Origin of the sequence: Virgibacillus oceani (assembly GCF_041521345.1) — a bacterium.
GTDB lineage: Bacteria > Bacillota > Bacilli > Bacillales > Amphibacillaceae > Virgibacillus_N > Virgibacillus_N oceani_A.
The window spans coordinates 40079-63955 of the sequence record NZ_JBGOHB010000024.1 but is presented as its reverse complement, the minus strand read 5'-3'; the positions used below and the strand labels follow the sequence as shown (position 1 = coordinate 63955).

General features: G+C 40.1%; 25 protein-coding genes. 15 read left to right on the top strand and 10 right to left on the bottom strand.

Going from position 1 to position 23877, the window contains the following annotated elements:
* Positions 1-8: 8 nt before the first annotated feature.
* Entirely contained in the window at positions 9-1553 is a 1545-nt protein-coding gene (locus ACDX78_RS16545) for an ABC-F family ATP-binding cassette domain-containing protein (RefSeq protein WP_486029262.1), read from the bottom strand.
* Positions 1554-2042: 489 nt separating this feature from the next.
* On the opposite strand from ACDX78_RS16545, the gene ACDX78_RS16540 reads away from it, so the two are divergent.
* From ACDX78_RS16540 to ACDX78_RS16510, 7 genes are all read left to right on the top strand, one after another.
* Positions 2043-3023 (top strand): SDR family oxidoreductase, encoded by a 981-nt coding sequence (locus ACDX78_RS16540; RefSeq protein ID WP_486029261.1) that lies wholly within the window; start codon positions 2043-2045, stop codon positions 3021-3023.
* Positions 3024-3062: 39 nt separating this feature from the next.
* The gene (locus ACDX78_RS16535) at positions 3063-3227 is read left to right on the top strand and encodes a hypothetical protein (RefSeq protein ID WP_486029260.1); all 165 of its coding nucleotides are present in this window, start codon (positions 3063-3065) and stop codon (positions 3225-3227) included.
* Positions 3228-3518: 291 nt separating this feature from the next.
* Complete coding sequence (locus tag ACDX78_RS16530) at positions 3519-3908, top strand: GNAT family N-acetyltransferase (RefSeq protein ID WP_486029259.1); 390 nt, start codon at positions 3519-3521, stop codon at positions 3906-3908.
* 468 nt (positions 3909-4376) lie between these two features.
* Complete coding sequence (locus ACDX78_RS16525) at positions 4377-5330, top strand: tRNA dihydrouridine synthase (protein WP_486029258.1); 954 nt, start codon at positions 4377-4379, stop codon at positions 5328-5330.
* A 75-nt stretch (positions 5331-5405) separates the two neighbouring features.
* A complete protein-coding gene (locus tag ACDX78_RS16520; protein ID WP_486029257.1) occupies positions 5406-6248 on the top strand; it encodes a DUF6597 domain-containing transcriptional factor in 843 nt (280 codons plus the stop codon).
* Between the two features lie 43 nt (positions 6249-6291).
* On the top strand, positions 6292-6735 hold the full coding sequence (locus tag ACDX78_RS16515) for a VOC family protein (protein WP_486029256.1): 444 nt from the start codon (positions 6292-6294) through the stop codon (positions 6733-6735).
* 186 nt (positions 6736-6921) lie between these two features.
* The gene (locus ACDX78_RS16510; protein WP_486029255.1) at positions 6922-7092 is read left to right on the top strand and encodes a hypothetical protein; all 171 of its coding nucleotides are present in this window, start codon (positions 6922-6924) and stop codon (positions 7090-7092) included.
* Positions 7093-7551: 459 nt separating this feature from the next.
* Here ACDX78_RS16510 and ACDX78_RS16505 read toward each other — a convergent pair whose 3' ends face one another.
* The gene (locus ACDX78_RS16505; RefSeq protein WP_486029254.1) at positions 7552-8274 is read right to left on the bottom strand and encodes a GNAT family N-acetyltransferase; all 723 of its coding nucleotides are present in this window, start codon (positions 8272-8274) and stop codon (positions 7552-7554) included.
* On the bottom strand, positions 8252-8734 hold the full coding sequence (locus ACDX78_RS16500; RefSeq protein ID WP_486029253.1) for a methylated-DNA--[protein]-cysteine S-methyltransferase: 483 nt from the start codon (positions 8732-8734) through the stop codon (positions 8252-8254). Before ACDX78_RS16500 ends, ACDX78_RS16505 begins: the two co-directional genes overlap by 23 nt.
* Before the next feature lie 122 nt (positions 8735-8856).
* On the opposite strand from ACDX78_RS16500, the gene ACDX78_RS16495 reads away from it, so the two are divergent.
* The gene (locus tag ACDX78_RS16495; protein ID WP_486029252.1) at positions 8857-9285 is read left to right on the top strand and encodes a DUF1801 domain-containing protein; all 429 of its coding nucleotides are present in this window, start codon (positions 8857-8859) and stop codon (positions 9283-9285) included.
* An 8-nt stretch (positions 9286-9293) separates the two neighbouring features.
* On the top strand, positions 9294-9734 hold the full coding sequence (locus ACDX78_RS16490) for a GNAT family N-acetyltransferase (RefSeq protein ID WP_486029251.1): 441 nt from the start codon (positions 9294-9296) through the stop codon (positions 9732-9734).
* A gap of 120 nt (positions 9735-9854) precedes the next feature.
* On the opposite strand, the gene ACDX78_RS16485 is transcribed toward ACDX78_RS16490, so the two are convergent.
* The 6 genes from ACDX78_RS16485 to ACDX78_RS16460 all read right to left on the bottom strand — a co-directional run bounded on the left by ACDX78_RS16485 (position 9855) and on the right by ACDX78_RS16460 (position 14258).
* On the bottom strand, positions 9855-10190 hold the full coding sequence (locus tag ACDX78_RS16485) for a type II toxin-antitoxin system PemK/MazF family toxin (RefSeq protein ID WP_486029250.1): 336 nt from the start codon (positions 10188-10190) through the stop codon (positions 9855-9857).
* Positions 10191-10478: an AbrB/MazE/SpoVT family DNA-binding domain-containing protein gene (locus ACDX78_RS16480; RefSeq protein ID WP_486029249.1), complete on the bottom strand. Its 288-nt coding sequence runs from the start codon at positions 10476-10478 to the stop codon at positions 10191-10193.
* A 292-nt stretch (positions 10479-10770) separates the two neighbouring features.
* A complete protein-coding gene (locus ACDX78_RS16475) occupies positions 10771-11640 on the bottom strand; it encodes a metal ABC transporter permease (protein WP_486029248.1) in 870 nt (289 codons plus the stop codon).
* Positions 11641-12564: a metal ABC transporter permease gene (locus tag ACDX78_RS16470; protein WP_486029247.1), complete on the bottom strand. Its 924-nt coding sequence runs from the start codon at positions 12562-12564 to the stop codon at positions 11641-11643.
* Complete coding sequence (locus tag ACDX78_RS16465; RefSeq protein ID WP_486029246.1) at positions 12539-13303, bottom strand: metal ABC transporter ATP-binding protein; 765 nt, start codon at positions 13301-13303, stop codon at positions 12539-12541. Before ACDX78_RS16465 ends, ACDX78_RS16470 begins: the two co-directional genes overlap by 26 nt.
* A gap of 1 nt (position 13304) precedes the next feature.
* Positions 13305-14258 carry a metal ABC transporter solute-binding protein, Zn/Mn family gene (locus ACDX78_RS16460; protein ID WP_486029276.1) on the bottom strand — a complete coding sequence of 318 codons (954 nt, stop codon included), beginning with the start codon at positions 14256-14258 and terminating at the stop codon, positions 13305-13307.
* A gap of 272 nt (positions 14259-14530) precedes the next feature.
* Here ACDX78_RS16460 and htpG point away from each other — a divergent pair, with 272 nt between their 5' ends.
* A complete protein-coding gene (gene htpG / locus ACDX78_RS16455; RefSeq protein WP_486029245.1) occupies positions 14531-16417 on the top strand; it encodes a molecular chaperone HtpG in 1887 nt (628 codons plus the stop codon).
* 150 nt (positions 16418-16567) lie between these two features.
* On the opposite strand, the gene ACDX78_RS16450 is transcribed toward htpG, so the two are convergent.
* Positions 16568-17476, bottom strand: coding sequence for a patatin-like phospholipase family protein (locus tag ACDX78_RS16450; RefSeq protein ID WP_486029244.1), 909 nt, complete (start codon positions 17474-17476; stop codon positions 16568-16570).
* Positions 17477-17868: 392 nt separating this feature from the next.
* Between ACDX78_RS16450 and ACDX78_RS16445 the strand changes: the two genes are divergently transcribed.
* The 5 genes from ACDX78_RS16445 (at position 17869) to ACDX78_RS16425 (ending at position 23774) form a co-directional block, all read left to right on the top strand.
* A complete protein-coding gene (locus tag ACDX78_RS16445; protein ID WP_486029275.1) occupies positions 17869-19254 on the top strand; it encodes an RNA-guided endonuclease InsQ/TnpB family protein in 1386 nt (461 codons plus the stop codon).
* Positions 19255-19499: 245 nt separating this feature from the next.
* Positions 19500-21089 carry a glutathione ABC transporter substrate-binding protein gene (locus tag ACDX78_RS16440; protein WP_486029243.1) on the top strand — a complete coding sequence of 530 codons (1590 nt, stop codon included), beginning with the start codon at positions 19500-19502 and terminating at the stop codon, positions 21087-21089.
* 263 nt (positions 21090-21352) lie between these two features.
* Positions 21353-21802, top strand: a complete 450-nt coding sequence (locus ACDX78_RS16435; protein WP_486029274.1) for a flavodoxin — start codon at positions 21353-21355, stop codon at positions 21800-21802.
* A 133-nt stretch (positions 21803-21935) separates the two neighbouring features.
* Entirely contained in the window at positions 21936-22892 is a 957-nt protein-coding gene (locus ACDX78_RS16430; protein ID WP_486029242.1) for an N-acetylglucosamine kinase, read from the top strand.
* A 12-nt stretch (positions 22893-22904) separates the two neighbouring features.
* Positions 22905-23774 (top strand): MurR/RpiR family transcriptional regulator, encoded by an 870-nt coding sequence (locus ACDX78_RS16425; protein ID WP_486029241.1) that lies wholly within the window; start codon positions 22905-22907, stop codon positions 23772-23774.
* The last annotated feature ends 103 nt before the right edge of the window (positions 23775-23877 follow it).

The following is a 23877-nucleotide window of genomic DNA, read 5'->3' as shown; positions in this document are numbered from 1 at the left end:
ACTGGGAATTAAATCCACTTCTCCATATCCCATACCTCTGTTACCCAGCCCTCATAGAAAGAAGGCTCGTGTGATACGAGTAAGATCGTTCCATCATACGCAATTAAAGCTTCCTGCAGTGCCTCTTTTGTATTTATGTCCAGATGGTTTGTTGGTTCATCCAACACAAGCAGATTGCTGCTGGCAAGCATGAGTTTACATAAACGAACCTTTGTTTGTTCCCCGCCGCTTAATGAATGCAATGGCTGAAAAATATGTTCCGTTTTCAGGCCGCATCTGGCAAGCTTTTTACGCACTTCTTTTTGCATGAGATCTGGATATGCCGACCAAATTTCATCCAGTGCTGTGTGGGTTGCATGGGAGTGAAATTCCTGCTCGAAATATGCTGGCAGAACGCGTTCTCCCAGGGAGATAGCGCCTCCAAGTGTGGATATTTCACTAAGCAATGTTTTTAATGTTGTTGTTTTACCAATGCCATTATGTCCTGTCAAAGCAACTTTTGCTCCTCTTTCAAGCTTTAAGTGAATAGACGAAAACAAGGCAGACTCATATCCGATAGATAAATTTTCTGCCTGCAGCAGCACACTTTCAGGTTCGTGTGACACAGAAAATGAAAATCGTGCCGGGGGATTTGACGTTGGTTTTTCAATCCGTTCGATCTTTTGCAATTTCTTTTCCCGGCTTTTCGCTTGTTTTGCTGTGGATGCGCGTGCTTTATTCTTTTGAACATATATTTCCAGCTTTTTAATTTCCTCCTGCTGGCGCTCAAATTGCTGGTGAATTTGTCTTCTGCGCAGTTTGTATGCCGCTTCAAACTGAATGTAATTTCCTGTATATCGGGTTAACCTTTGATGCTCCAAATGAAAAATGACATGAACTACCTCATTCATAAAATGTGTATCATGTGTAATCAGCAAAAAAGCGTGTGGGTAGTCCTTTAAATAGGACGTGAGCCATTCAATATGTGCCGTATCCAGATAGTTTGTCGGTTCATCAAGCAGCAATAAATCAGGTTTTTGCAGCAAAAGTTTTGCCAGTAACAGTTTTGTTCGCTGTCCTCCACTTAAGCTGCCGACATCTGTATCCATTCCCAGCTGAGTTAGCCCAAGTCCTGCAGCAACATCTTCAATTGTCGCGTCAATGCCATAAAAATTGCTTTGTTCCAGCCATGTTTGTAAATCACTGTATTTTTTCAAGGCTGAATTAAGTTTGGTGCTTTTCAAATCACCCATCTCTTCTGTCAATGAAAGCATTTCTTTCTCTGCATGGAATAAGTGACTAAATGCTCCTTGTAAAAACGTACGTATACTATCTCCTGTATTCAGGTTGATATGCTGCTGAAGATTACCTGCTTTCACATTTGGATGCCAGGTGATGTCCCCTGCATCAGGGAGCAGCTGTCCTGTCAAAATATTCAATAGCGTTGATTTTCCAGCACCATTAGGGCCAGTAAGACCTATATGTTCTTCTTTCATCATACGAAATGAAACATCCCGCAAGACCGTTTTATCACCAAATCCGTGCGTTAAATTTTGTACATCTACAATACTCATCATTTTCTCTCCTTGTGTCACGAATGTCAATGTTTGGTTAAGTACAAAGCAAGCACAAGAGGAGAACAGTCACGACTCCTTAAAAAAGTAAAAAGGCAGAGCGATATGCCCTGCCCAAAAGTGCTATCCATTTTCTGTAAGCACCGGTATCTATTAGAAGGGTTCAGGTAAATATCTGCTGCTTGTTACTTGCATTTGACTTAGTAAAAAAGGGCATACTTATCCCATCTTTAAGCAAATACAAGTTGAAGCACTACAGATAAAAACATAAATACCCCTCACTCCTTTAACGAATAATTTTACATTTTTAAGTTACCATTTTTCAGAAAATAATGCAAGTAAATAAATGAAATTTACAACAAATAATATCCCAAGTTATTCAATAGTATCATCAATAATGGCCAATCTCATCCATGCATAAACACAACAAACATATAAACTGACCACGCCTCATATTTATATATAAATAACAACAAGAGGAGGCATTTCATGGATCAGGAATATGAGAAAAAGCTGCAGGAAATGAAACAGCTACAGCAATGGTTTAAGGATCATCAAAAAACAACTCCCTACCCAATGTACCCCAACTATGGAAAAATCACCAAATATGAAGAAATACCGTTGAATGCACCAGAACAGCGTCAGCTTAGACAGCCTGGTGTGGAAAAATGGATGGTCCCCTTACCAATCATTGAAAACCCGAATTATCAGGGAAGTGGCAAGTTAACTGGAAAAGTTGCGCTTATAACTGGAGGGGACAGTGGAATCGGCGCTGCTGTTGCCATTGCATTTGCCAAGGAAGGTGCGGATGTGGCCATTGCCTACTTAGATGAACATGAGGACGCAGAAAGAACAAAGCGGAGAGTCGAGGAAATTGGACAGCGATGTTTGTTATTACCTGGAGACCTTAGGAAAAAAAGCCAATGTATTGCCATTGTAGAAAAGACGATAAAGACGTTTGGAAAGCTGGATGTCCTTTGCAACCATGTTGGTATACAATTCCAGCAGCTAAGCTTATTGGATATTACGGATGAACAATTTGACAACACTTTTAAAGTGAATATTTACGCTCACTTTTATACGACAAGAGCAGCACTCCCTTACTTAAAGTCAGGAAGTTCCATCATTAACACGACTTCTGTAACTGTTTACGCCGGAGAATCTGTCATGATTGATTATGTAGCCACAAAAGCTGCCAATATCGGATTTACAAGAGCCTTGTCACAAAATGTGATTGACCAGGGAATCCGTGTAAACGCGGTTGCACCAGGCCGAATCTGGACGCCACTTATACCTGCAAGCTTCTCGTCCGATCAGATCGCTGTTTTTGCTTCTACAAATAATCCAATGAATCGTGTGTCCCAGCCATTTGAGCTTGCTCCTACTTACGTTTATCTTGCTTCAGATGATTCCCGCTTCGTTACTGGTCAGGTTCTGCATGTAAATGGAGGAGAAGTAACAAGTTCCTGATGAAAGGTGAGAGGTAAAAAAAGAGGAGGAGGTGATCCATTGCGATTCGAATTTTATCCCGAAACGAAGCTTTTGCTTGTAGATAAATCAGATGAAAAAGTGATTATGAGATATGAGGAAGACACTTGGGAGATGCCTAAAACAGGTGAGCGTCCGCCATATTATACGAATCCAATACTGGAAGCAGTGTATCCTGTGATTTAAATGCGGAAGGTAATGGATGTTTTAAAGAGGGAAAACTTAGAGCCTGGTTCCTTGTCCTGGTAGTATAGTATAGGGGGGAACTTTTTCGTGTCTCTATCCATTTTTCAAAATAAACTCTTCTAGCCTCCTCCTCCCGGCGTACCACCATTTCAGCGAATGAAAACTACTAGCCGCAAATAAATCATTAACAAAAAATAAAATCAGTTTTAAATCTATCATAGATTACCCAATTTAAAGCTATTCTTGGTATAATCAGAGAAGGAATCCTTTGTCTTTTTGAGGAGGAAATAAATGGAGATAAATTTTCATGATAATAAAAACATACCTGTAGAACAATTAGAAAGATTATATACTGACGTACAATGGTATTTTTATACACAGGATTTAGAAGTTCTTCAACAAACAGCAGAAGAATCATTAGACGTTATATCTGCCTGGAAAAGTGAAGAATTAGTCGGGTTAATTCGATTAACAATTATTTACATTCAAGGTTTGCTTGTGTTAAATGCTTATCAAAATCAAGGAATTGCTACTCAACTGATGCAACAAGTTTTGAAAAAGTATAAATATGTTTTTCAAAACGTTCTATTAACTGAAGAAGCAGCTGATGTAAGACATTTTTATCGCAGTGTAACTGGCTGGCCGACAAAAACGCCACGTCCTGGGACTACGGGACAGTAGTTCCTCGTCCCATCATAAAGAATTGTGGCATTGTCGGCACTAGCACGTCCTGTACGTCGTAAGATTCCCACTTCAAGCATGAAGGAAACATGAAAATGCTAAGTGGGAGATCCAACAGCCAGTAACGGCCCATTCGTTCAACTAACATTCAGTGGTGGATGAAAAGAAAACCCCCACTGAATGAAGTTTCACTTTATGAAAACAATGGATTTCAATCTTGCGACAAAGGTTCTTTAGTAGCATTTGCTAAATTGAATTAGAATGATTTATATGCTGGCGTAAGTACGGTTACTTTACTAACATAGTTTAGATTGTATTCTATTTTTCTTGCATGATTATAAAGTGTATAATGTTCAAAATTTAACATCGTTTGATAAACGTCTATTTGCATGGTATAAGTGTAAAAGAAGCAGGGACATATTTAGGACTAAGGTTTATCCTGTTGTCCGATAATGAAAGGATTTAAATATGAAAGATAATTTTTGGCGGGAGTTACCAAAACCGTTTTTTATACTGGCACCAATGGAAGATGTGACGGATGTTGTTTTTCGTCATGTTGTAAGCGAGGCAGCGAGACCTGATGTGTTTTTTACAGAGTTTACAAATTCGGAGAGCTATTGTCACCCCGAGGGGAAGCAAAGTGTGCGTGGGCGTTTGACGTTTACAGAAGATGAGCAGCCAATTGTAGCACATATTTGGGGAGACAAGCCGGAATACTTTCGGCAAATGAGTATTGGGATGGCAGAACAAGGCTTTCGTGGATTGGATATCAATATGGGCTGCCCTGTACCCAATGTGGCTACGAAAGGGAAGGGATGCGGCTTGATCCGCCGTCCGGAAGTGGCAGCAGATCTAATACAAGCAGCGAAAACAGGGGGATTGCCTGTAAGTGTAAAGACAAGGCTTGGTTATACTAATGTAGACGAATGGCATGACTGGCTAATGCACGTATTGAAACAAGACATCGTGAATCTTTCCATCCATCTGCGTACAAAAAAGGAAATGAGTAAAGTGGATGCGCATTGGGAATTGATTCCGGAGATAAAGAAACTTCGTGATGAAGTGGCGCCGGATACACTATTGACAATCAATGGAGATATTCCTGACCGGCAAACTGGCTTGGAACTCATTAATCAATACGGCGTGGACGGCGTAATGATTGGGCGTGGAATTTTTAAAAATCCATTTGCCTTTGAAAAAGAGCCGAAAGACCGCAGCAGTAAGGAGTTACTTAACCTTTTAAAATTGCATCTGGATCTTTTTGACAAGTATTCTAAAATAGAGACGCGCCCATTCAGGCCGCTTCGTCGTTTTTTTAAGATATACGTCCGCGGGTTTCGAGGAGCAAGTGAATTAAGAAATGAATTGATGACGACAGAATCAACAGATGAAGTGCGCAAATTGCTTGAGGACTTTGAGTGAAAGAATGTTGATGAGACATTTTTTAAAAACAGGGAATAAAAAGTGTGACTAAATACAACAAATCAGGTGATTCAATTGACCGGTTTATATAAGCTTTTCACACCTAAAGTAATGACAAACAAATATACAATCTATCGAGAATATAGACCAACCCAAGCCTTAAGACCATATATCCATTGCTATTGGAGCTCCGTACCAGGGGTTCATTTCGCGCCTGCAAGTTTTACGGATACAGTAATTCCTGATGGGTGCAGTGATATTATTGTGGAATTTGATACTGCCACAAAAACATACAATATGATTTACTGTGGGATTTTTGATCACTATTTTCAGACAGAAGAAGTTAATAATCTAAACAAGGCATTTTTTGGGATACGTTTCTTCCCAGGTGGTGCACTGCCGTTTTTGGATTATAAACAGAAGGAATTTTCCAATATGATAGTTGATATTTCCGAAATAAATAAATCTTTAACAGGACAAATTGGCGAACATATTGTACATGCTTCCTCAAACACTGATAGAGTAAAGTGGGCTGAAGCCTTTTTGCTGAAGAAATTAAGTAATAAAATTGGAAAAACTACCTCGAGCAGTCTTTTGAATAATATGCTTTATACAATTTTCAGCAGGAATGGAAACATTTCTGTTCATGAGCTATGCAGCATGGAATTTACAGATGCGAGGACAGTCAATCGCCTATTTCATAAATGGATAGGTTTGAGTCCGAAAAAATTCTGTCAGATTATCCGATTTCAGTCAACGGTTCAGGCATTGGTTGATAAAACAAATCCTTTAACTGTTGCCAGCCAATTTGGATATTATGATCAGGCTCATTTCATACATGATTTCAATAAATATTTGGGGAAAACACCATCTGCTGTAAATTTGTCCGATTTTTACAATACAATTAGTGAAGCATGAGGTATGGTTAGTTACTGAAACGAATAAATAGGAGCTGATTTGTATGAACAGAATTAACCTCATTACTTTAGGTGTAAGGGATATTGGAAAATCACTCAAATTTTACCGTGACATCGGTTTTGAAGCATCGGTCACAGGAAATGAAGAAAAACCTGTCATTGCGTTCTTTAGAAATGAAGGATCAAAATTAGAGTTATTTCCGCTTGAAGAATTGGCAAAGGATATCAATGAAGAAAACCCTCCTGAATTGTCCAAAGGAGGGTTCTCAGGAGTCACGCTCGCTTATAATGCAAAATCTGAAACGGAAGTTGATGATATTCTTCAATCAGTCGAAAAAGTCGGTGCTCAAATTGTGAAAGAACCGCAAACATTATCATGGGGTGGATATGGAGGTTATTTCATTGATCCCGATGGCTATTACTGGGAAGTTGCGTACGGTTCGAATTGGGAATTTGACGACGCAAACATGCTGATCATTAAAGATTAGATTTATGATACATATCACTAGTGGATGTATGCAAAAACCGGAATATCCAGAAATTTGGGGAGCTTCAGCGAGAATTTTCTAGATCCTAATGGATATTATTAGGAAGTGGCATATAGAGAACTGGAACCTTGATAAAAATAACTTGCAGGAAAAGGGGGATGAGTATGTGCTCAGCTTCCTTTTATATTGTCTACTACAGTTCTTGGTGGATTACTTGCCATCTTGTATATTGTTGCTGATCGGAATATACTCGCTCCAATAGTTGCTCATGTTCTGATTAATTTATTTATTGAACCTTGGCTGATCCTAGCCGCTGTAACTGGTAAGCGGGAAGGCACAAAGTCATCGCCAGATTAAAATATTTTTTTATTCAATTAAAGGCGCGATTGTGGCATAAGGATTTGATTTTTAAACGACTTTATTGTTACGTTCATAAGCTCGTATTCGGTAGTTGCACAAGAAATCATACACTATTATTTTTACACCATCCGTAAATGTGGACGGTGTAATGCTTTTTTTAGCTTTAAAATTAAACAACCTTATTATCATTGCACAGCGGTGCTAACATTCAGTGGGGGGAGAGGGAACGCAGACTACGACCGCCATGTCCTGGGACTAAGATACAATAGTTCCTAGCCACTGAAAACCGTTGTGGCAACGTCTGCATGACCTACTTCCTGCAGGCCTAATCCCCCACCGAATAGAGTTTCACTTTTTGGTTTAACTTACCCCGCAAATGGATCAGTGTCCAGAGGACTATCCCGTCAACAAATGTTGAAGGACTTCCCGGAAGTGCGAGAAGTCTTTTGAATTGAATTACACGTTTTCCATTCGATAAATCGCTTTACGGTCACGCAGATGGCAGTCATTTTGTTTAAAAATTCCTATCATAGCAAGGTTTGCTTGATCGGTACTGCCTACATAATAACTTGCATTCAGGTCTTTCAAAAGAGCCAGCGTTTTCCAGTGGATCTTTTTACCAAACCCATGCCCGCGGTATTCGGGCTTCACCCCAAAATAAAATAGACGACCTTCATCTTCGGTTCCCATCTCAATATGGGGAATGGCCATTCCAATCACAGCCTGATCTTTTGAGAAAATATAGCAATTAGTACGCCAATTCGTCCCCAGTTCTTTTCTTAAAGAGCTCATTACTTGATCCATTGTTTGTTCCTTATTTTTATTTGCCGTCCCACTTCGGCAAAGTTCATACAGCTGAACAAATTCCTGATCAGTCATTCTGCCTTCAGCAAGACAATGTGTTTGTATCTCTGTTTGTCTAAAATTTTCCTGTTCCAGTCTTCTTGTATATTCTACCATTGTGGAAATTTTACGAAATCCCAGGTTCACCATCTCTTCTTCCAGCATTGGATCCATCAGTACGGAAATATAACCTGCTTTTTCTGTTTTCCAATCATTCAATAATTGATTAAATTCTTTTAAATATTCATCGTTCGCTGTATTACTCTGTTTCATCTGATCAACAAGCCAGTATTCCTTCTCATTTTTAATAATGTTAAACAGCTTTTTTCTGCTCATGTTTCAGCAGCCATTCCTTTCTCCACAACCCGCCACCATAGCCTGTCAATTTCCCGTTTGCACCGATAATTCTGTGGCAGGGGATAATAATGCTGATTTTATTTTTCCCGTTGGCGCCGCCGACTGCTCGGACAGCTTTTTCACTGTTCACAGCAATGGCGATATCCCGGTAGCTTCCTGTTTTTCCGTAGGGAATTTCCGTTAGTGCGTTCCACACCTTTTTCTGAAATTCTGTCCCTTTCAGCACATAACCAATGGAAAATGTTTTTCTTTTTCCCTGAAAATATTCATCCAATTGCTCGCTGCATCTGTGGAAAATAGATGGATGATTTTGATCTAAATTATTTTCTGTTTGCTTTTTATCCGTGAAGTTTAATTCATAAATCGCTTCGTCCGTACCAATAATTTCCAGCACTCCAACCGGTGAATCATATTCTATTTTATAAAAATTCTCCTCCATCTCATACACTCCAATTCTATTTAATAGTCTGTTATATTCATTTTAACAGATTTGGCAAATAAGAAGACATGGTATAAAAAATTGATTATAATGAAGGATAGATTTGCAGGGAGGGGTTTCGTGTGTACGAACTAAAAACAAAGGAAACTGACGCCAGTGTAATTGAGTTCATTAATAAGGTGGAAAATGAAAGAAAGCGGGAAGAGGCTCTTAAGCTGCTGGATATTTTCACCGAGGAGACCGGATATGAAGCGAAGATGTGGGGACCCAGCATCATTGGCTTTGGCTCCTATCATTACAAATATAATTCGGGTCATGAGGGGGATGCACCATTGGTCGGCTTTTCGCCAAGAAAGGCAAAAATCAGCCTGTACTTTGCGACAGGTGATCCTGATCGTGAAGCACTGCTGAAGGATTTTGGCAAGCATACGACAGGCAAAGCATGTGTGTATATTAATAAAGTAGCGGATATTGATGTGGATGTTTTAAGGAAAATGATTCACCAATCGATAGCCTTTTTAAGGGAAATGTATCCGCAGCAAGAGGGGTGATTCGGTTTATGCAAGCAACATTTAGCCTGTATCCATCTTCCATTGCCGATAAAGAACAGTTGGCTGCACTTCGGCTGGAAGTAATGGAAGCAGATATCAAGCGGCACGGTATTGAGCCGGAGCGCGTTTACCAGCGTTTTATGGAAAAATTCGATCCGTATACAACGTACATTGTCGAAGCCGAGAATCAATTTATGGGTTGTATCTCGATTGTTCCTAAAGAACACGGACATCATCTCAGCCATTTTTATTTAAAGCCAGAGTTTCAGGGGAACGGGATCGGCTCGGAAATTCTAAAATATATTATCGAAAAACATCGTGAAACGGATCAGCATTTATCCCTGGCTATTTTCAAAGGGAGTGCGGCAAAGCATTTATATGAAAGGCATGGGTTTGTAGTAGTAGAAGAAGATGAATTTGTGGAGAGAATGAGGCTGACTTATGAGTGATTGTTTTAAATGAAAAACCGATGGAGTAAATTTTCTCACCGGTTTTTTTATTTACCCTAAAATGCCCAGGTTCCGGGTTCGGGGAATATGGGAATGTACTTTATCACTGCCAGGATAGGTTTAATCAAACATAATAGACTCTAAAATGCCCATCACTTGATCTGTTACTTCATGTGGTGCTTCCTCAACAAATTTGTATCTTCTCGCTTTTAAATCAAATGTTTTTACTTGATCTGTAAAAACCTTGCCGTGTGTTTGTATTCCTGCAGGCAGTTCAACAAAAAAAGCCCAATCTCTGGATGTACTTGTAATGGGACAAACCATGGTTACAGTAGAAACTTCATTATAGCTTTGTTTGGATACTACGATTGCCGATCGTCTTCCTGCTTGTTCATGTCCACTTTGGGCATCAAAATCACATATAATGATATCCCCTTGTTTTAAAGACACCCCCATCTAAAATTGTTCATCTCCTACGCTGCCTGTTTGAATTTCTCCTGGAGGGTACTGTGTTTTTGCTTCAGCAACCAGTTCATCCAGCGAATATTTTTTTCTTGTTACTTTTTTCGGTTTTATAATTAATGATTGATTTGCATAATCTACAGTCACTTCCAGAGGAGACCCGTTCTCAATGTTGAGGGCTTTTTTCCATTCACTTCGAATAATCACAGCAGAACTATTCCCTTGCTTTTTCAAGGTCGTTTCCATTGTGTCTTCCCTCCCTCTAAATCTTTTCTCATTCATTATATCACCACTTTTTACCAATGTACATACTAATGTTCATACATATTGTATGTCATTATAGCCATTTGATGATTGCTTTATTCAATTAGAATATAGAATACCAACGTGATATTCAGGATATCTGTTCGATAAAAATTGAATAGTTAAGCTGTGTTTATCACTATATGAAAATAAAGAGACGGAACAGGTATGCAATTCATTGTCGAACTAACACTAAATGTCATTTTCCTTGTTAATAAAAAAGAAAGAACTTGCTCTCCATAAGCAGGTCCCCACTTTGGATAAGTCCTTTCTACGCCACTTCCGGCCGTATAGACTTTCCAATTATCCCATGTTTCGGCGCACACACAAAACTTACCAAAAATATAAGCCCAGTTGCAAATGCCATCGAGCCGGAAATAGAGGTATCGATCCAAGCGGCAATATAATAGCCCCCCACTGCGGCTGCAACGCCAAAAGCTCCACTAAGCACAAGCATGACAGCCAATCGATCTGTCCAAAGGTAAGCAGCCGCAGCCGGGGTAATCAGCATGGCAACCACCATGATAGCACCCACAGCATCAAAAGAAGCCACAGTAGTTACAGAAACAAGGCTCATAAATAAATAATGCATAGCAACAACCGGGATGCCCAAACTTGCTGCAAGCTTCGGGTCAAAAGAAGTAATTTTCCATTCCTTATAAAAAGCGATGATGAAAAACAGCACCACAATAAAGGCAAATGCCAGTAAAGCCGTAGCCTCAGGGATTTGACCGATGATCGGCAACGTTATCGTATTCCACGGGATAAATGTAATTTCTCCCATTAAAGCATGCTGAACATCCAAATGGGCATTCCCGACGCTTGTTGAAATCAGGATAACCCCAATCGCAAACAACGTGGTGAACACAATCCCCATGGAAGCGTGATGTTCCACTCCGAGAGAATGCAGCCACTGAACAAGGAATGCTGTAGCCAAGCCTGCCAAAATGGCACCAATTAATATAGGCGGGCCGCTTAACTGCCTCGTAATAAGAAATGCAACCACAATACCGAGCAGTACTGTATGACTAATCGCATCCGCCATCATCGCCATTTTTCTCAGAATTAAAAAAACACCAATCAGACCACAGGTAAGTCCTACGAGAGAAGCGGTTAGTATAATCCACCCAGTATAGGTCATTTAATTCACTCCTTTTGAGGGGAAATGGGCGTTTACCTCTTTATACCCCATTCGTCTTTGATGATATTTAAACTGTAAAAATTTAACCGAAATCCCCTTTTCCTTTCCAAAAAGCAAAGAAAATACAAATATCAAAGCTGCTGCAATGACAATAAAAGGTCCTGTTGGCCAACTGCTGCCCATAGCGCTGATCAAGGTGCCTCCTGCTCCCGCTATCCCCCCGATGCCTGCGGATAATAACAGCATCCAATGAAAGGATTTTGTCCAGTACCTGGCGCTTACTGGTGGAATGATCAGTAGCGCTGCGATCAAAATCACCCCAACTGCCTGAATGCCAATGACGATCACCGTTACCAGTAAAATCATATATAAAGCACTCATTCCTTTGATGGAAAAACCGGAACCTTGCGCAAAGGATGGATCAAATAAAAACAGCTTCCATTCCTTAAACAACAAGTAAATCAGGAAAATAACGACAATACTGAGCCCGATCATCGTATACATATCACTACGGACCATTGCTGCAGCCTGGCCGAAAATAAAATTGTCCAGTCCACTTTGGTTTCCTCCTGCTGTCCGGTTAGCAATCGTCAGCAGCATAATACCAAAGCCATAAAATACGGATAAAATAATTCCCATGGAAGTATCTTCCGTAATTCTTGTGGAAGCGCGGATGGTTTGGATAAACCAGGCACCAATAAACGCACTCACGGCAGCACCACTGATAAGTACGGCAATATGCTTTTCACCGAACAGTAAAAATGCAAGCACTACTCCCGGCAATGCAGCGTGAGCAAGCGCGTCACTCATCAGGCCGTGTTTTTTCCAGTAGGATAAACAACCGACCAGTCCTGCGGCAATGCCCAGCACTAATGTACTTACAAGAACCCATTGTAGGTTACTGCTTAACAACAGTGTGCTCATCAGCCCGCTCCTTTCCCATCCAGCGCATATTGCCCCCATAAGTTTGGGCAATATTTTCCTTGGTAAATACTTCTTCTGTCTTTCCATAATGCATGACGGTCCTGTTTAAAAACAGAACTGAATCAAAATAATCTTCTACTGTCTGCAAATTATGATGAACGACCATCACCGTTTTTCCACGGCTTCTTAATTCTTTTAAAATAGCCATAATCGCCCGCTCCGTCTGTGCATCTACACCTGCAAGGGGTTCATCCATGATGTAAAGGTCAGCATCCTGCACCAGTGCCCGTGCTAAAAACACGCGCTGTCTCTGACCGCCGGAGAGCTGACTTATTTGTCTGTTGGCGTAAAAATCCATCCCCATTTTCTTCAATGCATCATAAGCTTTAACCTTATGATGCCGGCGGGGGCGTCTGAGCCAGCCAATTTGCCCGTACAGCCCCATGGTTACGACATCGATAGCCGTCGTTGGAAAGTCCCAGTCCACCGACCCGCGCTGGGGCACATAGCCGATTTTTTTCTTCACTTTTTTTAAAGGTCTACCGAAAATCTTTACTTCACCGGATAAGCGGGGATGAAGATCCAATATCGTATTTAATAGGGTGGATTTACCCGCGCCGTTAGGGCCGACGATCCCTGTTAATGAACCCTTTTCTATTTCAAACGTGACATCATGGAGGGCTGTGTTTTTCCGATACGCTGCAGCAAGATCTTTCACTTGGACGACTTTATTTTCCACACTAATCATCCTCATTTCCTGTCAGGGCTTCATAAATCGTATCGACATTATGTTTATACATTCCTATATAGGAACCTTCCTTTGTATCTTCTTCTCCCATGGCATCAGAATACAATTCCCCGCCAAGCTCTACTTCAAGCCCTTCATCCTGTGCACCTTCCAGTACAGCCTGAATGGCACTGTCATTAATACTTGTTTCGATAAAGATGGCCGGAACTTCATGATCTTTAATGATGTCAATCGTTTCATTAATATCGGAAATACCAACTTCCCCGTCCGTGCTTAAACCTTGCAAGCCGATCACTTCGATATCATGCAGTTCTCCAAAATAACCGAAAGCATCATGGGCAGTAACCAACACACGCTGTTCTGCTGGGATATCGGCAAGCTTTTCGGCATGCTTTTTCACTTCTTCCAGATCGGAAACATATGCATTCCAGTTATCCTCAAAATAATCTGCATCTTCCGGCGCGTATGCCTTTAATTCTTCCACAGCTTGGTATAAAGCTTCTTCCCATAAATGAAAATCAAACCAGATATGCGGATCCGTCACACCATCTTCTTCATCCAAAAGCAGATCGTCTGAAATGGTTTCTCCTATTGCCATCACGGGCTTGGTTTCGGAAATTTCGTTAAAAATATCCACCATATTTTCCTCTAAATTCAGTCCGTTATAAAAAATGAGATCCGCTTCATCAATAGTTGAAATATCACCCTGTGTAGCCTGATATAAATGCGGATCAACGGATGGTCCCATCAGGCTGGTTACCTCGACCAGGTCCCCGCCAATTTCGGCGAGCGGTTCACCAATTTGTGCAATGGTTGTTACGATATTCATTTTTTCTCCATCATCGTTATCAACTCCTTCGTTTCCTGCTCCTTCTTCAGAGCCACATGCTGCAAGAAACAGGATGATACTAAGTATAAAAAGCCTTTTTACCTTTTTGTTTAACATCTTCAATTTGCCTTCCTCCCCTTTTGTTGCCTAAGGGCAAAATAAAATCGTTAATACTAAATTAAAGCTTTTGTTCTCTCGTGTCAAGTATTTGTCGTAAAGAACAATGTTTTGCATCGAGGAAACTTAATGATTTATATCTATGAATAAAATCAGCGGATGTGACCATTATTTAAAAAATAAGCAGATATTAGAGATTGACTTTATTTGACCAATATGATATTAAAAGTAGTGTAAACTATTTTTAAATATGCAGTAAGGAGAGTAGAATAATGGAGAAAAAGACGTTTCAGGCCGAATCCAAGCGGTTATTGGAAATGATGATTAACTCAATTTACACAAAGCATGAGGTATTCTTACGCGAGCTGATTTCCAATGCAAGTGATGCAATCGATAAAACATATTACAGGGCATTGACAGATGAAACGATCAGCTTTGATCAAAGTAAATACTACATTAAAATAGAGCCGGATCAAACGAACCGGACACTTAAAATTTCTGATGCAGGTATTGGCATGACCAAAGAGCAGCTTGAGGAAAACCTTGGTACGATTGCCCAGAGTGGGTCGCTTGCATTTAAAAAAGAAACTGAAATCAAAGACGGCCATGATATTATTGGTCAATTTGGGGTTGGTTTTTACGCTGCGTTTATGGTTGCAGACGTTGTAACCGTAATTAGTAAAGCGGTAGATGCTGACCAGGCGTATAAGTGGGAATCGGAAGGCACGGAAGGGTATACAATAGAACCTTATGATAAAGAAGAGACGGGAACGGAGATCATTCTGAAATTAAGAGAGAATGGGGAAGACGTGGATTTTGACCAGTTCCTGAACGAACAGCGTCTGCAGGAAATCGTGAAAAAGTATTCTGACTTTATCCGCTACCCGATTCGCATGAATGTGACAAAGAGCAAGCCTAAAGAAGATGATAGTGAAGAATATGTTGATTATACAGAAGAAGAAACAATTAACAGCATGGTTCCCATCTGGAAAAAGAATAAGAGTGAGCTGACCGATGAGGACTATGAGAATTTTTATCTTGAAAAGAATTACGGGTTTGACAAGCCCTTGAAACACATGCATATCAATGTGGATGGAACGATTCGCTACAACTCTATTTTATATATCCCGGAAAGTGCACCATTTGATTTTTATTCAGCCGAATATGAAAAAGGGCTGGAGCTTTATTCCAATGGTGTGTTAATCATGGATAAAAGTGCGGATCTTTTACCGGACTATTTCAGTTTTGTAAAAGGGATGGTTGATTCCGAGGACTTGTCCCTTAATATTTCCAGAGAGATGCTACAGCATGATAGACAGCTGAAAGTAATCGCAAAAAATATCCAAAAGAAAATTAAGAGCCAGCTGGAAGGCATGCTGAAAAATGAAAGAGAAAAATATGAGACTTTCTTTAGTGCGTTTGGCAGACAGATTAAATTTGGTGTGTATAGCGAGTTTGGCGCCAATAAAGATGTGTTGAAGGATCTCCTGATTTTTTATTCTTCCACTGAGAAGAAATTGGTGTCTTTAAAAGAGTATGTTTCCAGAATGCCTGAGGATCAGCAGTATATTTACTATGCAGCTGGGGAGTCCAATGAGAAAATTGAACGCTTGCCGCAGACTGAACTTGTGGCAGATAAAGGATATGAAATTTTATATTTCACTGATGAGATTGATGAATTTGCGATTAGAATGCTGATGGATTATGAAGGGAAGGAATTCAAGTCTGTTTCCAGCAGTGATTTAGGATTTGATGAAGAAGAAGAGAAGGAAAGCAAGGAACAGCAGGAGGAACATAAGGAATTATTTAGCCATATGAAAGATGCTTTGCAGGGCAAAGTGACGGATGTCGTCGTTTCTAAACGATTGAAGTCCCACCCGGTATGCTTGTCTGCTGCAGGTGAGGTTTCCGTGGAAATGGAAAAGGTGTTAAGTGCCATGCCGAATAACCAGGATGTTCAGGCAGATAAAGTGCTAGAGATCAATACGAATCATGAAATTTTCCAGTCACTGCAGAAAGCATTTAAACAGGATAAGGGGAAACTGGATCTATATTCCAATCTATTGTACAATCAGGCGATGCTAATTGAAGGGTTGTCGATTGATGATCCAGTAGCGTTTACGAATGATATGTGCAAGGTGATAGTTGAGGCGAAATAGATAGGAGGGGGAGCCGCGGTGCGCTGCTCCTCCTTTTTATCCTTCATCCAGTCAGGGTAGTTTAACTGATCATCAGTTTGCCATTATACAAAGCACGAAACGTAACCTTCCAAATTAAAGGTGTATGCATTTTCAGAAAGAAAACCTCATTTATTGTATTCTATTCAATTTATACTTTGCAAAATCCCATGTTGACAAAAACCGAGTAGCAGCATCATAGCCTGAGGCATAAAGGGAGTCAATTTCAGCTTCACTTAAATTAAAATCTGTAGCAGTAATATCTCCGGTGGGGATTTGAATAGTGCGTTCTCTTGTATCTTCATTTAAATAACGGAGATCATGTGCCTGCAGCATCGTCCTGAAAATGTTTTCAAACAAATGCAATGGTGAGGGGATAATGGAATCTCCTATTACATTTTCTTTTACGAAATGAAAGCCAAAGGTCGGGAAGCGTGGTTCCCTTTTCTCATCAAAAATCCATATAGGAAAGTTACTGAGCAGGCCGCCATCGAGGATATATGACTTTTTTCCGTTTTTCCCTTTCCAGATAACAGGTCTGTAAAAAAACGGCATCGAGCTGCTCATCATGACTGCTTTTGAAATGTTCACATCTGCTGGGGACATACCATATCGGGGGAGGTCATCCGGAAAAATAAGCATTTTACCATAGGAAATATCGGACGCGATTATTTTCAATTTCCCCTCTGGTAGATCCGCGAAGGTTTTAATGTCTTTATTTGTGAGAAGGTCATCCATCCATGATTCCAAGTAATCATTTTTATACATTCCTAAAGAGAACACTAATTGCATGAGGTTACCAATCAAAGGGATTCGGTTGACAAAGGTTCTGCCGCGGAATTGCCCGAAATCCATTTGCCCCAAAGCAGTTCTTATTTCTTGACTTGTGTATCTGGCCGCTAAAAGAGCTGCTACTATTGCTCCTGCAGAAGTCCCGGCAATTCTCATCCACTCTACATTTTGTTCTTCCATTGCTTCAATAGCACCAGCGAATGCAATACCTCTCACACCGCCGCCTTCAAAAACTGCATCAGCCTTCATTCTCATCACCTCTTATATATAGCTTTAAAGCAGCTTTCTATTAAATTTGTTTTCTTTATCATAGCATGCTGGCTGTGGAGCGCGCATGGGGCGACTGGCCTGTTTCTGGAAAATAAGGCGCATCATTAAGTCAAGTTTATTATATTCTTTCACATGAATGAGAAAAGATAGTAAATCTATCAATCCCAGTCGAGAGTACCCCATCCTCAAGGAACCATGTGAGTAGGGAGGGGGTGAATCGACTTCGGATCAGGGTTCCGACTTCCCGATCAAGAACATAGGTGCTACAATAAAAAGAACATATATTCTTTATGGGAGGTGAAGTCTTGTCAAAAAAGAATCAAACGTTTTATTATAAAACGGACCAAATCTGGATCAAGCCGGGGCATCGCATGCATCCATACTTCAACCAGAAGTGTCAAAATGCAAAAAACATGTATAATGTAGTTAATTTTTACATCAGGCAGGTTTTTACTGGATTAAAAGCAGAAACACTGCACCCCTTACAACAAGAAGTTTTGGAAACCATTCGTCAAAACTTGGAACCTATGAATGAACGACAGCGACAGGCATACGGACGCAGGCTGGAAAAAGAAAGGAAAAAGCCTGTTGAAAAGCGAAAAGAAGTCACATGTAACTTATTTGAAGCACCTACAAAAGAAAAACCATATCTTCATTATAATTTTCTAAACAGCTTATTTCATGTGATTAAGCAACCCGATTATCTTTCCTTACCAATACAGAGCAGTCAATGGGTAATGAAAACTGTTTTTCAAAACTGGAAAAGTTTTTACGCCTGTTTAAAAGATTACAAAGAACATCCGAAAAAGTACAAAGCAAGACCCCGCATCCCAGGATATTCCTGCACCTCAGAAAAAGAAATTATTTTCACCAACCAGGATTGCTGCATAAAAGAACAGAAGTATTTAAAGTTCCCGAGGACAAAATTGAAGCTTAATATTGGCAAATTGGGATTGCCAGAAGGAAAATTAATGCAAGTACGTATTATCCCTAAATATGGTCACTATGTGGTGGAACTAGTAAGAAAAGTGGAATATGACGCAATAGAACCAACGGACAGCAACAGATGCATGGCACTGGATTTAGGCATAAATAACCTCGTTTCCGGGGTGACAAATACGGGTGCATCTCCTTTTGTAATAAAAGGGGGAAATGTTAAATCCATCAATCAATATTACAATAAACAAAAAGCGCATTTGCTTGGGATTCTTCGTCATGGAAAGGCATCAAATGAAGGACCTTTCACGTCAAAAAGGTTAGAACGGCTTCATCAGGTTAGGCACCGAAAGCTAAAGGACATCTTTCATAAAACCAGTCATAAGGTTGTGAATCTTGCCTTGGAAAAAAAGGTAGACACAATTATTATTGGGAAAAACGAAGGCTGGAAGCAGGAAGTAAATATGGGCAAAAAAAGTAATCAAGCATTTGTCGGCATTCCGCATGCTATGTTGATCAACATGATTACATACAAGGCGGAAAAATGTGGGATTCGTATCATCATGACAGAAGAATCGTACACATCAAAAGCGAGTTTTATAGATGGGGATGATATTCCTATATTTGATGAAAAGAAGGATAATCCCGTATTCACTGGAAAACGAGTGAAACGTGGGCTTTATCGTACTTGTAAAGGATTACTGTTAAATGCCGATATAAACGGAGCAGCGAACATATTAAGGAAATTTGTGAGTAAGTTACCAAATAAACAAGCGCCGACTGCAGACTCCGTGAATGTTTGGCAACCCAGGATTATTTAAAAGAAGTACCAAAGGCGAGACCGATGGTATAGAGGGGCTGGGTGTAAAGAGTTCACCAATGTGACAGCTCCACTGACGTTAAGCGGCGAATGTGTCGATACGTTAGAAACCCCCACTTCAAATTTTTGAATAGAAAATTAAGTGGTGGGAATATTCATTAAGTTGACTTAGTACGCCTATAATAGTTAAAATATATAAGGTTGATAATTCATACCTATTTACAATGAATTAAAAGGAGGATTTACATGAAAAAACATATATTCTTACTAATATTTTTTATAGCACTACTTATTTTAACAGCATGTGCTGATGAGCCTGATACTACAAATGAGGAAGGTGCAAGTGAAAACGATACAGAAGCAGAGGGAGAAAATTTAGTTGTTGATTTGCGGTCTGATCCTGTCTCTCTTGATCCGCATGCTGCTAATGACGGAAATTCACTGTACGTCATGAACGCCATGTATGATACGCTGGTTGCTTTGGATACAAATCTGGAGCTGCAGCCAGCATTGGCGGAAAGCTTAGAACAAGTGGAGGATACCATCTGGGAAGCAGAAATCAGAGAAGGTGTTATGTTTCATGATGGTTCTGAATTAAATGCTGAAGTGGTAAAAGCAAATCTGGATCGTGTGTTGGACCCGGATATGGGGTCGCCTTTGGCATTTCTCTTTGACATGATAGCTTCGGTAGAGGTAACAGATGAATATACGGTGGAGATCACAACAGCATATCCATTTTCCGCGCTGCCGCTTCACCTGGCACATCCAGGTGGCCATATCATCAGTCTTGAAGCCATTGAAGCTGATTATGAAGCTGTTGAAAATGGGGAAGAACCTTTTGCTTCCGTTAATGACAATCCGGTTGGAACTGGTTATTTTCAATATGACGACCGGTCCCATGGAGAAAGTATAACCCTTGTGAAAAATGAGGATTACTGGGGAGAAGAAGCACTAGTGGATGCCGTCACATTTAAGGTAGTTCCCGAGGATTTAACCCGGATTGCTGAGCTTGAGACGGGAGAGGCAGACATTATTTATCCGGTGAATGCAAATGATATCGAGCAGATTGATAGCAATGAAGGCACCCATGTAAAACAATCCGACAGTTCCAACCTGACCTATGTTGGAATGAATACGGAACAGGAACCTTTTGATGACCCGCTTGTACGCCGGGCAGTAGCGATGGCGATTGATAATGAACCAATCATTGAGGGGGTAACTGATGGTGTTGCATTAACGGCGGAAGGCCCGCTCGCACCTACTGTTTTGGGCTATAGTGATGAATTAACACCAATAGAACAAGATTTGGAAGAAGCGAGTGAGCTATTGGCTGAAGCTGGCTATGAAGACGGATTTACAGCAACAGTAGCAACAAATGACCGAACAACTTCAGATATTGCGGAAATCATACAATCCCAATTAAATGAGATTGGCATTGAGCTTGAGATCGAAATGATGGAAACGGGGGCTTATCTGGAACAAACTGCAAATGGTGAAACAGATATGCATGTCGGCAGCTGGGGGACGGTAACACTGGATGCCGATTATGGACTGTATCCAATGTTTCATTCTGAGAATGCCGGTGCCCCAGGGAACAGGTCATTTTTCAGCAATGAGGAAGTTGATGATTTATTAGAACAGGCAAGACAAACAACAGAAGAAGAAGAAAGACTGGAACTGTATAAGGAAGTACAGCAAATTATTGTTGATGAAGCACCAATTGTACCCATTTACCATTCTGTTCTCCTGGCAGGACTGCGCGATGAGGTAAATGGATTTTATCAATATCCGAGCAGCTTTCCGTATTTAAGAAACGTTACTTTGGATAGTAATTAATCTGATTTAAAAAAATGTAGAACTAAAGGCTGACAAAACGTTACTTTTTAGATGTTTTTGTCAGTCTTTTTATTAACTTATATTCCTTATCTCTTTTATAAACCGGTAAATCGAAGTGATTTGAGGCTGACAGCCGCTATTGCCACATTTTTGCCAAACAAATTGCAGCTGATGCATTGAAAACAATTATCATTATCAATTAGAATGGGGTTAGGGATATTTTTAACAGTCTGTTTATAATGGAGGCGATGATAGTGAATAAAATGCTCATGCTTTATGCAAGCCAGACTGGAAATACAGAATTGATGGCAGAAGCAATAGCTGCTTTTCTGGAGCAAAATAAAATCGACGTCACAATGAAAACATTTGACTTCGATCCGATAGATGTGGAAGAACTTAAAAACTATGATGCGGTATTGATCGGAACGCATACATGGGACGATGGCGATCTGCCGTATGAAGTGGAAGATTTCTATGAAGAACTGGAAGATGTTAATATAGAAAATAAATTATTCGGTGTTTTTGGTTCCTGTGATGCCTTTTACGATACGTATGGTGGGGCCATTGACCTCATGGGAGAAAGGCTGGAGGAATTAGGTGCCAAAGTGGCTACACCATGGCTGAAGGTAGATTTGGAGCCGAATAAAGAAGATGTTGTTGCCTGTGAAAACTTGGCTGAACAGCTCATACTTCATATAGGTGAAAAAGTGTAATAACCCTTGATAGAGCGTAAGGAAACGTTATATATTTTTATATATAACGTTTTTTAATTAAAATTTAATTTCAGAAAATACTTGTCTATTTCATAAAAAAACGATATTGTATATAGTGAAGGGGGCGTGTGAATTGAACTATGTTGTCGGAATCGACGGTGGGGGCACCAAAACAAAAGCACTGCTTGCAGACGAGACCGGAAAAGTGATTGTCAGCACAGTCGCCGGGCCAAGCAATCCCAATGTCGTAAAAGAAAAAGAACTTGCCAATGTTTTTCACACATTATTTGCTTCCTTGAAACAAAGGTGCGATGATATGGCGGAAAATACCACCTCCCTATACGCAGGTATTTCCGGAGCGGGAAACAAAGAAAATGAAAAAAAAATCCTGGAAATACTAACAAAATATTTTACCGAACATACTGCCATTAAAGTAGAAGTCGATGCAGTAAATGCGCTTTATGCAGGTACATATGGAAAGCCCGGCATTGTACAAATTTCCGGGACTGGCTCGATTACTTACGGAAAAAACAGCCAAGGAGTAGTCGGTCGTGTCGGTGGCTGGGGCTATTTATTTGGGGATGAAGGAAGCGGATATGACATCGGGAGGCAAGCGGTAACAGCTGCCTTGAAGGCTTATGATGGCCGGGGACCTGAAACCTTACTGTTAAATATGTTAAATGCGCATTTTCAGCTGGAGGATCCGCAGGAATTAATCCGAAGCATTTATACATCTCCAACACCAAAGCATAAAATTTCTCCGCTTACTCACATCGTCTTTCAGGCATACAAACAAAACGACAGCGTTGCCGGGGAAATTATTAATCGGACAGTAAGAAACTTATCGTTAAATATAATAGTCTTACATAAAAAGTTATTTTCGTCTGGTGAAAAAGTCCCTATCGTTCTATCCGGCGGGATTTTTCAGGAAAAAGAAATTATCCCGTCATTGTTGGAGAAAGAATTAAACGCACTGCCTTTAGTACTGCCAAAAATGTCTCCTGCCGGCGGGGCACTAATTGGGGCATATCTAATGAAAGAAAAACAAATGGACGAGAAATTTATAAAAAATATAATTCATACAGAATGAGAAGGTGATCCTATGTCCTACGTTAAAGGCGGTCTCGTGATTTTAAAGGAAATGATTAACAGTTTACCGCCCTCAGAGAAAAAAATTGCGCAATATATTTTAGACCACCCGGAAGAAGCTATATTACAAACCGCTTTAATACTCGGTGAAAAAAGCAATACGAGCAGTGCTGCTGTCATCCGTCTCTGTAAATCACTTGGTTTAAGTGGATTTCAAGAATTAAAAATTCGTGTTGCCGGCGATCTTCAGTCAGAAGAAAATACAGAATATCGTGATATTGAGCCAAATGAAGGCTTTAAAGCCATCATGAATAAAGTAACGTCAAATACAATACAAACATTGCGGGAAACGATGGACATTATGAGTGAAAAAAATCTGGAAGCAGCTGTTTCTGCATTAACCATGGCAAAATCAATTCTTTTTGTCGGTGTAGGCGCATCCTTCATTGCTGCCAATGATGCAGAACAGAAGTTCCAGCGGATTAATAAAAATGCCTATGCTTTTTCTGATGTGCATTTAGCTGCAACTTCGATCGCAAACAAGGGAGAAGCGGATGTCGTGGTCGGCATTTCTTTTTCAGGCAATACCCAGGAAATTGCCAGAATGCTGGAGCTTGCGAAACAAAAGAATTGCACTACCATAAGTATCACAAAATATGGTAATTCACGTTTAAGTAAATGGACTGATATTTTATTACACACATCCGCTGCCAAGGAAGCAACATTCCGAAGTGGTGCGACATCGTCAAGGATTGCCCAGCTCCATATTATTGATATTTTGCTGATGTGCCTTGCTTCGATGGAATACGAAGAAACGATTGAGCATTTAGATGAAACGAGAAAGGCTGTGAATTTTTTGAAGGGGGAGACGGATGAGGAATAGCGGTAGTCGAATTGAAATTTTATTACTAAAATATAAATAATATGTTGACAAAAAAAATCATAAAGTCTATAATAAAATCAAATTTCACATAGTAAGATAGTAA

What these genes read in the sequence shown, in the direction of transcription:
- ACDX78_RS16545 (WP_486029262.1), bottom strand. Translation starts at nt 1,553, where the DNA reads ATGAGTATTGTAGATGTACAAAATTTAACGCACGGATTTGGTGATAAA.
- ACDX78_RS16540 (WP_486029261.1), top strand. Translation starts at nt 2,043, where the DNA reads ATGGATCAGGAATATGAGAAAAAGCTGCAGGAAATGAAACAGCTACAG.
- ACDX78_RS16530 (WP_486029259.1), top strand. Translation starts at nt 3,519, where the DNA reads ATGGAGATAAATTTTCATGATAATAAAAACATACCTGTAGAACAATTA.
- ACDX78_RS16525 (WP_486029258.1), top strand. Translation starts at nt 4,377, where the DNA reads ATGAAAGATAATTTTTGGCGGGAGTTACCAAAACCGTTTTTTATACTG.
- ACDX78_RS16515 (WP_486029256.1), top strand. Translation starts at nt 6,292, where the DNA reads ATGAACAGAATTAACCTCATTACTTTAGGTGTAAGGGATATTGGAAAA.
- ACDX78_RS16505 (WP_486029254.1), bottom strand. Translation starts at nt 8,274, where the DNA reads ATGAGCAGAAAAAAGCTGTTTAACATTATTAAAAATGAGAAGGAATAC.
- ACDX78_RS16500 (WP_486029253.1), bottom strand. Translation starts at nt 8,734, where the DNA reads ATGGAGGAGAATTTTTATAAAATAGAATATGATTCACCGGTTGGAGTG.
- ACDX78_RS16490 (WP_486029251.1), top strand. Translation starts at nt 9,294, where the DNA reads ATGCAAGCAACATTTAGCCTGTATCCATCTTCCATTGCCGATAAAGAA.
- ACDX78_RS16485 (WP_486029250.1), bottom strand. Translation starts at nt 10,190, where the DNA reads ATGGGGGTGTCTTTAAAACAAGGGGATATCATTATATGTGATTTTGAT.
- ACDX78_RS16480 (WP_486029249.1), bottom strand. Translation starts at nt 10,478, where the DNA reads ATGAATGAGAAAAGATTTAGAGGGAGGGAAGACACAATGGAAACGACC.
- ACDX78_RS16475 (WP_486029248.1), bottom strand. Translation starts at nt 11,640, where the DNA reads ATGACCTATACTGGGTGGATTATACTAACCGCTTCTCTCGTAGGACTT.
- ACDX78_RS16470 (WP_486029247.1), bottom strand. Translation starts at nt 12,564, where the DNA reads ATGAGCACACTGTTGTTAAGCAGTAACCTACAATGGGTTCTTGTAAGT.
- ACDX78_RS16460 (WP_486029276.1), bottom strand. Translation starts at nt 14,258, where the DNA reads ATGTTAAACAAAAAGGTAAAAAGGCTTTTTATACTTAGTATCATCCTG.
- htpG (WP_486029245.1), top strand. Translation starts at nt 14,531, where the DNA reads ATGGAGAAAAAGACGTTTCAGGCCGAATCCAAGCGGTTATTGGAAATG.
- ACDX78_RS16450 (WP_486029244.1), bottom strand. Translation starts at nt 17,476, where the DNA reads ATGAAGGCTGATGCAGTTTTTGAAGGCGGCGGTGTGAGAGGTATTGCA.
- ACDX78_RS16445 (WP_486029275.1), top strand. Translation starts at nt 17,869, where the DNA reads ATGCATCCATACTTCAACCAGAAGTGTCAAAATGCAAAAAACATGTAT.
- ACDX78_RS16440 (WP_486029243.1), top strand. Translation starts at nt 19,500, where the DNA reads ATGAAAAAACATATATTCTTACTAATATTTTTTATAGCACTACTTATT.
- ACDX78_RS16435 (WP_486029274.1), top strand. Translation starts at nt 21,353, where the DNA reads ATGCTCATGCTTTATGCAAGCCAGACTGGAAATACAGAATTGATGGCA.
- ACDX78_RS16425 (WP_486029241.1), top strand. Translation starts at nt 22,905, where the DNA reads ATGTCCTACGTTAAAGGCGGTCTCGTGATTTTAAAGGAAATGATTAAC.